The organism is Aquabacterium sp., from assembly GCF_016234775.1.
Taxonomy (GTDB): domain Bacteria; phylum Pseudomonadota; class Gammaproteobacteria; order Burkholderiales; family Burkholderiaceae_C; genus Aquabacterium.
Map to the genome: position 1 here is coordinate 167,943 of NZ_JACRAH010000049.1, position 12,653 is coordinate 180,595.

The window sequence follows — 12,653 nt, forward strand, 5'->3', positions numbered from 1 at the left end:
AGGAAAGCCCCTCATCATGGATATTCAGAATCCCCCCACCGAAGCCCCCCAACAGCGCGAACGTGTTGAACGACGTGGCCTGTTGATCGTCAACACGGGCGATGGCAAAGGCAAGAGCACGGCCGCATTTGGCCTGGCACTGCGTGCCCATGGCCGCGGCAAGCCTGTGAAGATCTACCAATTCATGAAGGTGCCCAGCGCGCGTTTTGGCGAGCACCGTGCTTTCGAGCAACTGGGTGTGCCCATTGAAGGCCTGGGCGACGGCTTCAGCTGGAAGAGCAAGGACCTGGAGCACTCGGCCGAGCTGGCCCGCCAGGGTTGGGCGCGTGCCGCCGAGGCCATCCGCAGTGGTGACCACTTCCTGGTCGTGCTCGATGAGATGACCTACCCATTGATCTACGGCTGGCTGCCCTTGCAAGAGGTGGTGGACACCTTGCGCAATCGGCCCAGCGAGGTGCATGTGGTCATCACGGGCCGTGACTGCCCCCAAGAGATCATCGACATCGCGGATACCGTCAGTGAAGTCCGCAAGATCAAGCACGCTTATGAAGCCGGCATCCCTGCGCAACGCGGCATTGAAGACTGAGCTGGCTTGACCATGCGCCATGCGCCTACACCTGCACGCGCCGTGATGGTGCTGGGCACCAGCAGTGGGGCGGGCAAAAGCTGGCTGACCACGGCGCTGTGCCGCTGGTACGCCCGCCAGGGCCTGAAGGTGGCGCCCTTCAAGGCGCAGAACATGAGCAACAACGCGCGTGTGGTGCCGGGGCCGGGTAGTGGGCTGGAAGGTGGGCTCGGCGAGATCGGCTCGGCACAGTACTTCCAGGCGCTGGCTGCCAGGGCCATGCCGGATGTGCGCATGAACCCCGTGCTGCTCAAGCCCGAGCATGACACCGCCAGCCAGGTGGTGGTGATGGGCCAGGTGCGCCGCGATTACTCGACCATGCCCTGGCGCTCGCGCAGCGAGTTGTTGTGGCCGCATGCCCAACAGGCGCTGGCCTCGCTGATGAGCGAACACGATGTGGTGGTGATCGAAGGTGCCGGTTCGCCCGCCGAGATCAACCTGCACGACAACGACTTCGTCAACATGCGCACGGCCCTGGCCGCCAAGGCTGCCTGCCTGCTGGTGACAGACATCGACCGCGGTGGCGCCTTTGCCCATCTGTATGGCACCCACCAGTTGCTGCCCCAGGCCGAGCGCGCCTTGATCCGCGGCTTCGTGCTCAACCGCTTCAGGGGTGATGCCGCCTTGCTGGCCCCCGGGCCAGATCAGTTGCAGGCCTTGACGGGCGTGCCCACGATGGCCGTCATCCCCATGCAGCGTGGGCATGGCTTGCCCGAAGAAGACGGGCTGTATGAAGACGGCGGTGGTCTGGGTTCAGCCACCTCTGGTACGGTCACCCGCCGCATCGCCATCGTGGCCTACCCGCGTATCAGCAACCTCGACGAGTTCCAACCGCTACGCAACCTGCCAGATGTCAAGCTGGTGTGGTCACGCCAAGCGCGTGACCTCGATGGCGCTGACTGGATCATCCTGCCCGGCTCCAAACACACCCGCGCTGATTTGCAGTGGTTGCACGATCAAGGTCTGGCTGCTGCGATTCAAGCCCATGCCGCACAAGGCCGCCCCGTGCTGGGCATTTGTGGCGGCCTGCAGATGCTGGGTGACGAGGTGCGGGACGTCGATGGTGTGGAAGGCGCTGGTGCCGCATCACCCATGCCCACCAGCGTGGCGGGCTTGAAGCTCTTGCCCCTGCACACCCGCTTCGATGCGACCAAGGCCCTGCGCGCCACCCGCGCAACCTGGCGTGCCAGCCACGAGCCCAGCGGCAGTTGTGGCCGTCAAGATGTCTGGGCTGCCTTGCATGGCCACGCCATCGACGGCTATGAAATCCACCATGGCCGCACCAGCTGGACAGACGCCGCCCTGGCGCCCGATGCCATCCTGGTGGATGACGCCGGGCAGGCCATGGGCTGGCAGCGTGGCGCCGTGCTGGGCGTCTACCTGCATGGGCTGTTCGAGTCCAGCGCGGTCATGCAGGCCTTGTTCGGCCAGCAGGCACGCACGCTCGACAGCGTCTTTGATGGGCTGGCCGATGTGCTGGACCAGTCTTTCTCATCCGGCTCGCTGATGCAGTTGCTGCAGCCCTGAAGTCGTCTCCATCCCATTGCCCCTTTTCAAGTCTGTTCATGTCCTTTGCCATTCCAACGATCGCTGACCTCTCACAAGCCGAACTGGCAGCCCGCCTTCAGCATGTGATCGACCACAAGACCAAGCCGCTGGGGGCGTTGGGGCAGATCGAAACACTGGCGCGCCAGATCGGGCTGGTGCTGGGCAACGAGCAGCCGGTCTTGCAATCGCCCCAGATGATCGTGTTTGCGGGTGACCATGGCTTGGCCGCGCGTGGCGTTTCCGCCTACCCCAGTGACGTGACCTGGCAGATGGTCGAGAACTTCCTGGCCGGCGGTGCTGCGGTCAGCGTGCTGGCGCGCCAGCATGGCCTGGCCCTGAATGTGGTGGACGCTGGTGTGGCCCATGACTTTGCCCCGCGTGCCGGTTTGCAGATCCGCAAGATCGCACATGGCACGGCCGACTGCACGGCTCAGCAAGCCATGAGCGCGGCGCAATGCGAGCAGGCCTTGCGAGCCGGCCAGGACGTGGTGTGTGGCTTGCCCGGCAACGCGATCCTGATCGGCGAAATGGGCATTGGCAATACATCCAGCGCGGCCTTGCTCATGGCCCGCTTGGCTGGTGAGCCCATTGAGGCCTGCACCGGCCGTGGCACCGGACTGGACGATGCCGCCCTGGCGCGCAAGCTGGACGTGCTGCGGGCGGCCCTGGCCCGCCACGTTGATGCCGTGGCGCCGCTGGATGTGCTGGCGGCCTTTGGCGGCTTCGAAATCGCCATGATGGTGGGCGCTGTGTTGCAGGCCGCCAGTGAACGCCGTGTGATCGTGGTCGATGGCTTCATTGCCAGCAGCGCCGTGCTGGTGGCCGCGGCCTTGCAGCCACTGGTCTTGCAGCGCTGCGTGTTCGCCCATCAATCCGATGAATCCGGGCACGCACTGATGTTGCGCCACCTGCGTGTCAAGCCACTGCTCAGGCTCGATCTGCGACTGGGCGAGGGCTCTGGTGCGGCCTTGGCCTGGCCCTTGTTGGAAAGCGCCTGCCGCATCCTGCGCGAGATGGCCAGCTTTGAAGCGGCGGGCGTGAGCAGTTCTGAGCAGGATGCCGGTCAGAGGCCTGCAGCCGAGGCATGATGCGCGCATGAAAGCCTTGCTGCATGAACTCCGCCTGATGCTGGTTGCCCTGCAGTTCCTGACGCGGGTGCCAGTGCCGGGCTGGGTGGGGTTCGAGCCTTCGTGGTTGCAAGGCTGCATGCGCTACTTTCCCTTGATCGGCGCCCTGGTGGGCCTGGCCGGCGCCTTGGTGCTCGCGGCCGCAGCGTTCTGGTGGCCGCCTGCGGTGGCGGTGGTGCTGAGCATGGCCTTCACCGTATGGCTCACTGGTGGCTTTCATGAAGACGGCCTGGCCGATACCTGTGATGGCCTGGGCGGCACCGTCAGCCGGGAGCGGGCGCTCACGATCATGAAGGACTCGCGCATCGGCTCCTACGGTGCGCTGGGCCTCATCCTCATGCTGCTGTTGAAAGCGGCGGTGCTGGCCTCCCTGGCCACGCCCTTGTTCAATGAACTCGACAGCGCCGAATCCAGCCATGTGCGGCAAGTGCTGCTGGCCTGGACGATGATGGCCATGATCTGGTGCCATGCGGCGTCTCGCCTGGTGCCGGTCTGCCTGACGCGTGTCTTGCCCTATGCCGGCGATCTGGACCATGCCAAGGCCAAGCCGCTGGCCATGCAGGTGTCATGGGCGAACGTCATCGCGGCCGTGCTGGTCACCAGCCTGATCGCCGGCGCGATGGTGTTCTGGTGGGGCTACACAGCCTGGCCGGTGGGCACCTTGCTGTCTGCCTTGCTGAAGTCGAGCCTGGTGATGCTGCTGGGTGCGGCCGTGTGTGCACGCTGGTTCCGCAAACGCCTGGGCGGCTTCACGGGTGACACGCTGGGCGCGAGCCAGCAGATCACCGAGGCAATGGGGCTGCTGGCCTGGTTGGCCGTGGTGCACCCGGTTGCTTGACGATGGCCCGCTTGCCGCCTGTTGACCCGAGCCCGGCCTCTTGCTGGGTGTGGCGCCACCCCCGGCCGTATGGCGTGGCGGGGCGCTGCATTGGGCAGACGGATGTGCCGGTCGATCGGCGCAAGGCCAAGCGCCTGGCGCACCGCATTCGGCAACAAGCCCGCCGGCTGGGTTGGCCGCGCGTGGTGCACACATCGCCACTGTGGCGCTGTGCCCTGGTAGGGCGCATGTTGCGGCGCTGGGGTTGGCGCCATCATGTGGACGCCGCCTTGCTGGAGATGGGCTTTGGCGCCTGGGATGGGCAAGCCTGGCAGCACATCGAACACACACAGGTCGATGCCTGGTGTGAGGATTTTCTGCATCACCGGCCTGGTGGTGGAGAGTCCTTGCACGAGGTGTTCAACCGGGTCGATGCCTGGTGCGCGTGCATGGGCAGGTCAGCTACCCCGAGTGAGCCGTTGATCGTGGTGGGGCATGCAGGCTGGATGCTGGCCCTGCAATGGCGCCATACGCGAGCCGGCTTCCCGACCCAGGCCAGCCAATGGCCGGTGCCACCGCGGTATGGCCAGCGCCTGCAGATCAACCTCAATAGCGCCCCGCCGCCCCCGCCAGCCTGAGGTAGGCCTTGGCCAGCTGGCGCACGAAGTTGCGGCGCAACCGTGTGATCCAGCGCGAAGCGTTCTCATCGGCCTTGAGGACCTCGTGGCTTTGGGCAAAGTCCTCGCTCAAGGCGCCTGACAGCGTCCGCACAAAGGCCCGGTCTTTGATGATCAGATTGGCCTCCAGGTTCAACACCAGAGAGAGCGGGTCCAGATTGGAGGAGCCCACGGTGGCCCATTCATCGTCCACGCACAGCACCTTGGCATGCAGGAAGGCCGGCTGGTATTCGAAGATGCGCACGCCGTATTGCTGCAACTCGCCATACAGCACACGGGCGGCCAGGCCGGCAATCTGGAAGTCGAGCTTGCCTTGCAGCAGCAGGCGAACACGCACACCGCGCGCAGCGGCGGCCCGCAAAGCCAGCCGGATGGCGCGCCGCGGATAGAAGTAGGGCGTGACGATGTCGATGCGGTGGCGCGCCTGATGGATGGCCTGCAAGGCCGACTGCTCGATCGTGCGCCGCTGGCGCAGGTTGTCACGCAACACGAAGGCGCTGCGCATGGGGGCGTGCAGGGCCGCCGCTTGGGCCAGCTTGCCTTGTTCACGCGGGTTCAGGCGCATGCGGGCTTGCTGCACCCAGTGTTTCAGGCGTTTGAGCTTGTGCCTGTCCTGCATGAGGTGGCTGAGGTCGTCGCGCCAGTCACGCCCGAAATGGGCTCGCGTCCACATGGCCTTGATCGTGTGCAGAACCGGCGTGATCACGGGGCCTTGCACCTGCACGGCGTAATCCAGCCGAGGCTCGTCTGACCAGCCATGCGTGAGGTCGTAGTGATCATCGATCAGGTTGATGCCGCCCACGAACGCATGGGTATCGTCCACCACGCACAGCTTCATGTGCATGCGGCGCCACTGGCTGGTGTCCAGCAGGCCCCAGAATTTGTGCATGGGCCGGTAGATTGCCATCTTGACGCCAGCCCGCTCCAGCTCCTGCCACAGTGCATCGGGCGCTTCGCGTGACCCAAAGCCGTCCACCACCAGGTGCACGTCAATGCCACGCCGCGCTGCGCGTTTGAGGGCTTGCAGCACACTGCCGCTTTGCCCCAGCGGCGAGACGATGTACAGCGCCAGCCACACGCTGCGACTGGCGTGATCGATGCAGTCGCTCAGGGCCGGGAAGAAGGCCTTGCCGCCACGCAACAAGGTGACCTGGTTGCCGCCGGTGAAAACCGGCTTGCGCTGGGCATACCAGGCCAGCCTCCGCATCGATTCATCCGCGTCAAGGTCCGAGGATGGTTGGTACAGCATGATCGATCAGGAAGCCAGGTCCAGCTCCACGACCAGGGGCAGGTGATCAGACAGGCGCGCCCATGCGCTGCCACGAGGCACCATGATGGACTGGCATTGCATGCCGCGTGTGTAGACCCGATCCAGGGCCAGCACGGGCACGATCGAGGGGAAGGTGGGTGTGCGTTCATCCCCGCCTGACGTGGCGCGCTGCAGGCCTTCCGCCTCCAGGATGTGGTCCAGCTTTTCGTTCCAGTCGTTGAAGTCCCCTGCGATGACCACGGGCGCTTGCGCGGGAATGTGCTCGCGCACCAGTTGGGCCAGGCGCTCGGCCTGCCGCACGCGGCTCGAATGGATCAAGCCCAGGTGCACCACCACCACATGGATCTCGACACCGCGCCAGTGCACCGACACATGCAGGAAGCCACGCTGCTCGAAGCGGTGGTCAGACACATCGTGATGGCCAATGTGACCCAGGGGCCAGCGCGCCAGCAGGGCATTGCCGTGCTCGCCGTTCTTGGTCACGGCATTGGTGCGGTAGGCCACTTCGTAACCTTCCGGCGCCAGGTATTCCGCCTGCGGCACATTGGGCCAGCACAGGGGGCCGAAATCAGTTTTGGAGAAGTGCTGCGCATCGGTGTGATGAAAGCGCCGCACCTCTTGCAGGCAGACGATGTCGGCGTCCATGGCCTCCACCGCCAGCCCGAGGTTGTGGATTTCCAGGCGCTTGGTGGGGCCGACGCCTCGCACACCCTTGTGGATGTTGTAGGTGGCCACACGCAAGCTCCGGGAGGACAGCGTGGACGGCGGCAAGAGGGATGACTGGAGGGGATTCAGCACGGCAATGGTGGCGAGCGATGCAAGGGCAACCCGATGGTGTCAAAGATAACCGCATCTGCGGGATCGTGAGCGCGGTTTCAAACAGGGGCTTTCCCCGTCTGCTTATTCGTTTGATCTGCCGCAGACGCCTTCGTGCCCTTTCAGTCTCTGTGCCAGCTGAAGGATGGCCTCGGCGTTCGACGGCGAAAAACAACGGTCAGCCGCCTCACGCCAGGGCAGCCAGGCGTACTGGGTATGTTCCATGGGGGCCAGGGTGATGGGGGTGCCCTGATGCACGCACAGCCCGAAAACGCGCTCGGTGTTGTGGGTCACGCCCGGCGCATAGCGGTGGCGCCACACCGGGTAGATCTCGTAGATGTTCTCGACTGCCCAGTCGCTCAAGGCCGCGGCCGGGACATCGGCTGTACCAACGCAGATACCGGTTTCTTCCTGAACTTCTCGGATGGCGGTCTCACGCCAGTGCTCTTCCAGGGTGTCCTTGGAGCCGGTCACGCTTTGCCAGAAGCCGGGTTGTTTGGCGCGTTCTATCAGCAGCACATCCAGCTCGGGCGTGTAGATGACGACCAGAACGGATTTCGGGATCTTGTGGGGCAACTCTGACATGCTCGAAGTGTGACATGGCGCACGAACAGGCGGCAGGCCGACAACCATAAGCCTCAAGTCACCGGGGTGTTCGGTCGAACATGCGAAGGTGGTGCAAAGGTGCACCAGGCGCGTGCTCGAACTGTCAGACGAAAGTACCCGAACGGCCCATGACCTCCTATTCCGCGTTTGCGCTGGTTTCATCGCTGGCCCTGCTCACCATCAGCATGGCTTTTCTGGCTTTGTGGCGCGTGCTCAAGGAAAGCTATTGGGGCCAGTTTGCCCTGGTGACGCTGATCGCCGGTACGGTCTATGCCCTGGATATCTTCACTCGACCTGTGGGGGATCGGCCCAATGTGCTGGCTACTTTCCTGGGCCTGACCTGCATCTGTATCGTCATGTGGGCGATCGCGCGCCAACAGGAAGTGGCGCTGCGGTTTCGGCGCTGGCTTCTGTTCAGCCATGGCCTGGTTGGCGGTGCGGCCCTGGTCATGGTGGCGATGGGGCAACTCACGCGTCTGCAACTGTTTGAGCTGTACGTGCTGATCCATCTGAATCAGATCGCAGTCATCCTGTTGGCTGGGGGCTGGAGTTGGCGAACGATTCCACTGGCCGCTTGCCTGGCTATCTATCCCATGGCGGTGGCCTATGTGGCCCTCAGCCATGTGGACGTCATGTACCTGCGTTACTTCGTGGGGTTGATGACCTTCCTGGTGTGCATGTGCATTCTGGTGGACGGTGTGTTGCAGGCGCACGCTCGATTGGGCCAGACAGTGTCCCAACTAGATTCGGCCAAGGGCGATCTGCAACGCCTGCTCGACACCATGCTGGAAGGCTCTACCAAGGTGGCGGATGCCGGGCAGGAGGTGTCGCGCAGCGCTCAGGAACTGGCCATGCGCACCGATCAGCAGACTTACAACATCACCACGGTCGCCGATGTGATCGGCGGGGTGGCCGATCAGGTGGATAACACCACGGCCAACGTGATTGCGGTGGACGATCAATGCAATCAGTTGCGCGACCGTGTGCGTGCGGGCGACGAGGTGGTCAACGAGGCCGTGGCCTCCATCCAGTTGATCAGTCAGCGATCTTCAGAGATGAGCGAGGCCATCGCCCTGATCGAGGCTGTCGCGTTCCAGACCAATATCCTGGCGCTCAATGCCGCGATCGAGGCTGCGCGAGCGGGCCCAGCCGGCCGCGGCTTTGCGGTCGTGGCGACCGAGGTGCGGGCCTTGTCCAGGCGCACGGCCGAATCGGCGCAGCAGGTCAAGCATTTGATCGAGCGCACGGCCGGGCAGGTGGACGATGGCGTCGCCCGCATTCAAAGCGTCAAACAACGGCTGGGGGACATGAGGGCCGATGTGGAAGCCGTGACCGGGCGCACCCAGCAAGTGGCGTCGGACGCCCTCGTGCAAAGCCAGTCGCTGGCCGAGGTGAAACTCAGGCTGGATGAACTCAAGCACCTGACGGATGCCAATGCCCAATTGGTGGCGACGTCTGTGATGGCCGCCGATGGCATGAATGACAGTGCCAGCGCACTGCGCAGCATGGTGGCGCAAGGGCGGGATGGGCAAGCATCCCCTGCTGCCCCTGCCTCACACCCGGCGCCCGCTGCAAATCCGCCAACCGACGCCGTCGAGTTCTTCTGACACCCGCCTTGGCGGGCGGGCCGATCAATCAGGACCCTTGCTTGACGGCCACGGATGGCGGTAAGGCCTTGGCCTGCAACTCACGCACCTGCACCACCAGCTTGTTGTGCGCATCCAGGAAGGCGGCAGCGATTACCTTGCCTTCGTTGGTGTTGCTCCAACCCAGGCCGGCTGCGCCGCCCAGCTTGCTGGCGAGCAGACCACCGAGGCCCAGATCCGTGGTGCGGGCCGAGCCCGTGGCGGCGGCCAGTTGCTCGGTGGTTTCGTTGTCTGTCAGCAGCAGGGCCACCTGGGCTTCTTTGAGCTTGACCTGCTCCAGCAGGCCGACCAGGCCCGCAATGTCGCGCAGGACCGGGATGCTGGAGACGATGCCGGCGATGCCTCGCCCGGCTTCCTGTTCGCTGAATGTCAGGCTGGGGATCACGGTGTATTGGGCCTCGTAGCCTTTGCCCTTGTGGACCGTGCTGTCAGCGCGCACGATGCCGGCTTCCTTCAACTGGCTTTCCTGCATGGTGCTGCGCAGGCCAGCGGCGCGATCGACCACGCGGAAGCACCCGCTTTGTTGTGCGAGCAGCTTGATCAATGGTACCGGCGTGGCGGGCAACTGGTAGTGGCTGCTCATCGTGTAGCCGTCTGGGTTTTCGGCCAAGGCCAGCGTGGCCACAGGGCCATCGCATCGCACGAGCGAGGCATCAGCGCCTTGTGCACCCTTGGGGCCTGCCGAACCACTCACCAGTGAGCCTCCCTTGCCCAGTTCGGTGGAGGATTGGGGCGTCTTGTCTCCGCAGCCGACCAGGCAGGCAGACAGCAAGGACAACAGCAGGGCAGGGGCGAGTGTGAGGCGCATGGTGAGGAATCCTGATTTCAATCGACGTGGCCTTGAGGGCACGCCGAGTGTACAAAAGGCCGACCTTGTCGCAAGCGCCCTCATGGGTGGGGTGCGGGCCTGGTCACTTGTGACTTTGGTGTGTTGACGCCAGATAGGGCCGGATCTTCCAATTTGCTGCAATCACGCATGTGCACCGAACGCGGCAAGAAAGGCGGGTATCAAGATGGCGAAGGACCGAGTTGTATTTGTTCCCTGGAATGACAACCAGGCGGGCAAGTTCGGCACCGATGGCGACTGGAGCAATCGCCAGAAGGACAACACGCACCACAAGCGTACCTGGACGACCTACTTCCTCAACACCGCCGGCAAGCCGCTGGCGGAGGTGGGCATGGGCATGTCAGCCCGCATTCACATTTTTGGCCATGGCGTGCCTCCGGGGCAGGACAATACCAAGACCTATCCCGATGTGGACACGGCGGCGCCGGTCACGGTCACGGAGTTGGCAGATATGCTGGTGGAGAAGGGCCTCAAGAAGAAGTACCTGGGCACGATCGTTTGCGACATCTGCTACAGCGGGCTGGGCACGCCCTCGTTTGCCAAGCAACTGGCGCGCGAACTGTACAAGCGCGGCTACGTTTGCGCGGTCATGGGGCACCATGGCGCCATCTTCCCGGTCTACTTCCGTTATGACGCGGTGAAGGACAACAAGTACGAGCACCGCATTGTCGAGAAGCTCGACGGCAGCCTGGTGAAGTCCAAGAACGCGCAGGAGCGTTTCTGGGGCTTCACCTGATCCCGGCCTGACCGTTCACGGGCCAGATAGCCGAAAAAAAGCCACCCTCGATGGGTGGCTTTTTGTTGGCGAGGGACCTGTCAGCCCCGATGCAGCTGAGTCGTTCAGGCTGCAGGCGTGGCCGCTGCGGCATTGCGCAGGCGGATGTGCAGTTCGCGCAGTTGCTTCTCGTCGACCAGCGAAGGTGCGCCGGTCAGCAGACACTGGGCACGTTGCGTCTTGGGGAAGGCGATCACGTCACGGATGGACTCGGCCTTGGTCATCAGGGTGACCAGACGGTCCAGACCGAAGGCCAGGCCACCGTGAGGAGGCGCACCGTACTGCAGCGCATCCAGCAGGAAGCCGAACTTGACCTTGGCGTCTTCGTCGGTGATGTTCAGGGCCTTGAAGACCTTGGACTGCACCTCTGCGCGGTGGATACGGATCGAGCCGCCACCCAGTTCCCAACCGTTCAAGACCATGTCATAGGCCTTGGCGATGCACTTGCCGGGATCGGTGTCCATGTAGTCTTCGTGACCATCCTTCGGGGCAGTGAAGGGGTGGTGCACGGCGTTCCAGCGTTCGCTGTCGTCGTCGTACTCGAACATCGGGAAGTCCACCACCCACAGCGGGGCCCAGCGGTCTTCGAACAGGCCGGCCTTCTTGCCGAACTCCGAATGGCCCACCTTCAGGCGCAGCGCGCCGATGGCGTCGTTGACCACCTTTTCCTTGTCGGCACCGAAGAAGATCAAGTCGCCATCCTTGGCGCCCGTGCGCTCCAGGATCTTGGCAATGGCCGCGTCGTGCAGGTTCTTGACGATGGGCGATTGCAAACCTTCGCGACCCTTGGCCACTTCGTTGACCTTGATCCAGGCCAGGCCCTTGGCACCGTAGATCTTGACGAACTCGGTGTAGGCGTCGATTTCACCGCGCGACATGGTGCCGCCGCCAGGCACGCACAGGGCCACCACGCGGCCGCCCTTGGTCGTGGCAGGCGTCGAGAAGACCTTGAAGTCCACATCGGCCATCACGTCGGTCAGTTCGGTGAACTCCAGCTTGACGCGCAGGTCAGGCTTGTCCGAACCGAAGCGGTGCATCGCATCTGCATACTTCATGACGGGGTACACGCCCAGGTCCACATTCAACGCCTTCATGAAGACGTGGCGGATCATGCCTTCGAACATGTCACGGATTTCCTGCTCGGTCAGGAAGCTCGTTTCAATATCGATCTGGGTGAATTCGGGCTGGCGATCAGCACGCAGGTCTTCGTCGCGGAAGCACTTGGTGATCTGGTAGTAGCGGTCGAAGCCGGCCACCATCAGCAGCTGCTTGAACAGCTGGGGCGACTGGGGCAGGGCGAAGAACGCGCCGTCATGCACGCGCGAGGGCACCAGGTAGTCGCGGGCGCCTTCCGGGGTGGACTTGGTCAGCATCGGGGTTTCGATGTCGACAAAGCCGTGCTCGTCCAGGAACTTGCGTGCTTCCATCGCCACGCGGTAGCGCAGCATCAGGTTCTTTTGCATGTACGGGCGACGCAGGTCCAGCACGCGGTGCGTCAGGCGGGTCGTCTCCGACAGGTTCTCGTCGTCGATCTGGAAGGGCGGCGTCACCGAAGCGTTCAGCACTTCCAGCGTGTGGCCCAGCACTTCGATCTTGCCGCTGGTCAGGCCGGCGTTTTCGGTGCCGGCAGGGCGGGCGCGCACAACGCCGGTCACCTTCAGGCAGAACTCGCCGCGCACGTCTTCAGCGATCTTGAAGGAATCGGCACGGTCGGGGTCGAACACCACCTGCACCAGACCTTCACGGTCACGCATGTCGATGAAGATCACGCCGCCGTGGTCGCGGCGACGGTGGGCCCAGCCCATCAGCGTCACGGTCTGGCCCATCAGCGCTTCGCTGACCAGACCACAGTAAGTGGTGCGCATTGTTGGTTTTCTCCGAGATGAGGATCACGTGGCC

12 protein-coding genes are annotated in these 12,653 nt (G+C 63.9%); 7 read left to right on the forward strand and 5 right to left on the reverse strand.

Going from position 1 to position 12,653, the window contains the following annotated elements; translation table 11 throughout:
• Positions 1–16: 16 nt before the first annotated feature.
• From cobO to HY836_RS15495, 5 genes are read left to right on the forward strand one after another with little or no spacing between them, the layout of a single operon-like run.
• Positions 17–586, forward strand: coding sequence for a cob(I)yrinic acid a,c-diamide adenosyltransferase (gene cobO, locus HY836_RS15475; protein ID WP_290677655.1), 570 nt, complete (start codon positions 17–19; stop codon positions 584–586).
• Between the two features lie 12 nt (positions 587–598).
• Positions 599–2,152: a cobyric acid synthase gene (locus tag HY836_RS15480; RefSeq protein ID WP_290677658.1), complete on the forward strand. Its 1,554-nt coding sequence runs from the start codon at positions 599–601 to the stop codon at positions 2,150–2,152.
• A 38-nt stretch (positions 2,153–2,190) separates the two neighbouring features.
• The gene (gene cobT / locus HY836_RS15485; RefSeq protein ID WP_290677661.1) at positions 2,191–3,261 is read left to right on the forward strand and encodes a nicotinate-nucleotide--dimethylbenzimidazole phosphoribosyltransferase; all 1,071 of its coding nucleotides are present in this window, start codon (positions 2,191–2,193) and stop codon (positions 3,259–3,261) included.
• 7 nt (positions 3,262–3,268) lie between these two features.
• Positions 3,269–4,138 (forward strand): adenosylcobinamide-GDP ribazoletransferase, encoded by an 870-nt coding sequence (locus HY836_RS15490; protein WP_290677664.1) that lies wholly within the window; start codon positions 3,269–3,271, stop codon positions 4,136–4,138.
• Positions 4,139–4,140: 2 nt separating this feature from the next.
• Positions 4,141–4,755: a histidine phosphatase family protein gene (locus HY836_RS15495; RefSeq protein ID WP_290677667.1), complete on the forward strand. Its 615-nt coding sequence runs from the start codon at positions 4,141–4,143 to the stop codon at positions 4,753–4,755.
• On the opposite strand, the gene clsB is transcribed toward HY836_RS15495, so the two are convergent.
• The 3 genes from clsB to nudB form a co-directional block, all read right to left on the reverse strand.
• Entirely contained in the window at positions 4,724–6,043 is a 1,320-nt protein-coding gene (gene clsB / locus HY836_RS15500; RefSeq protein ID WP_290677670.1) for a cardiolipin synthase ClsB, read from the reverse strand. The two genes, HY836_RS15495 and clsB, sit on opposite strands and share 32 nt — an antisense overlap.
• 6 nt (positions 6,044–6,049) lie before the next feature.
• Positions 6,050–6,859: an endonuclease/exonuclease/phosphatase family protein gene (locus HY836_RS15505; RefSeq protein WP_290677698.1), complete on the reverse strand. Its 810-nt coding sequence runs from the start codon at positions 6,857–6,859 to the stop codon at positions 6,050–6,052.
• Positions 6,860–6,964: 105 nt separating this feature from the next.
• Positions 6,965–7,465 (reverse strand): dihydroneopterin triphosphate diphosphatase, encoded by a 501-nt coding sequence (gene nudB / locus HY836_RS15510; protein WP_290677673.1) that lies wholly within the window; start codon positions 7,463–7,465, stop codon positions 6,965–6,967.
• 149 nt (positions 7,466–7,614) lie between these two features.
• Here nudB and HY836_RS15515 point away from each other — a divergent pair, with 149 nt between their 5' ends.
• Positions 7,615–9,093 carry a methyl-accepting chemotaxis protein gene (locus HY836_RS15515; protein WP_290677675.1) on the forward strand — a complete coding sequence of 493 codons (1,479 nt, stop codon included), beginning with the start codon at positions 7,615–7,617 and terminating at the stop codon, positions 9,091–9,093.
• A gap of 28 nt (positions 9,094–9,121) precedes the next feature.
• On the opposite strand, the gene HY836_RS15520 is transcribed toward HY836_RS15515, so the two are convergent.
• A complete protein-coding gene (locus tag HY836_RS15520; protein WP_290677677.1) occupies positions 9,122–9,940 on the reverse strand; it encodes a CsgG/HfaB family protein in 819 nt (272 codons plus the stop codon).
• Between the two features lie 205 nt (positions 9,941–10,145).
• Here HY836_RS15520 and HY836_RS15525 point away from each other — a divergent pair, with 205 nt between their 5' ends.
• Positions 10,146–10,715, forward strand: coding sequence for a hypothetical protein (locus HY836_RS15525; RefSeq protein WP_290677679.1), 570 nt, complete (start codon positions 10,146–10,148; stop codon positions 10,713–10,715).
• Positions 10,716–10,819: 104 nt separating this feature from the next.
• Here HY836_RS15525 and aspS read toward each other — a convergent pair whose 3' ends face one another.
• On the reverse strand, positions 10,820–12,619 hold the full coding sequence (gene aspS / locus HY836_RS15530) for an aspartate--tRNA ligase (protein ID WP_290677681.1): 1,800 nt from the start codon (positions 12,617–12,619) through the stop codon (positions 10,820–10,822).
• Positions 12,620–12,653 lie beyond the last annotated feature (34 nt).

Coding starts and splice junctions, on each gene's coding strand:
- cobO (WP_290677655.1), top strand. CDS start 17: ATGGATATTCAGAATCCCCCCACCGAAGCCCCCCAACAGCGCGAACGT.
- HY836_RS15480 (WP_290677658.1), top strand. CDS start 599: ATGCGCCATGCGCCTACACCTGCACGCGCCGTGATGGTGCTGGGCACC.
- cobT (WP_290677661.1), top strand. CDS start 2,191: ATGTCCTTTGCCATTCCAACGATCGCTGACCTCTCACAAGCCGAACTG.
- HY836_RS15490 (WP_290677664.1), top strand. CDS start 3,269: ATGAAAGCCTTGCTGCATGAACTCCGCCTGATGCTGGTTGCCCTGCAG.
- HY836_RS15495 (WP_290677667.1), top strand. CDS start 4,141: ATGGCCCGCTTGCCGCCTGTTGACCCGAGCCCGGCCTCTTGCTGGGTG.
- clsB (WP_290677670.1), bottom strand. CDS start 6,043: ATGCTGTACCAACCATCCTCGGACCTTGACGCGGATGAATCGATGCGG.
- nudB (WP_290677673.1), bottom strand. CDS start 7,465: ATGTCAGAGTTGCCCCACAAGATCCCGAAATCCGTTCTGGTCGTCATC.
- HY836_RS15515 (WP_290677675.1), top strand. CDS start 7,615: ATGACCTCCTATTCCGCGTTTGCGCTGGTTTCATCGCTGGCCCTGCTC.
- HY836_RS15520 (WP_290677677.1), bottom strand. CDS start 9,940: ATGCGCCTCACACTCGCCCCTGCCCTGCTGTTGTCCTTGCTGTCTGCC.
- HY836_RS15525 (WP_290677679.1), top strand. CDS start 10,146: ATGGCGAAGGACCGAGTTGTATTTGTTCCCTGGAATGACAACCAGGCG.
- aspS (WP_290677681.1), bottom strand. CDS start 12,619: ATGCGCACCACTTACTGTGGTCTGGTCAGCGAAGCGCTGATGGGCCAG.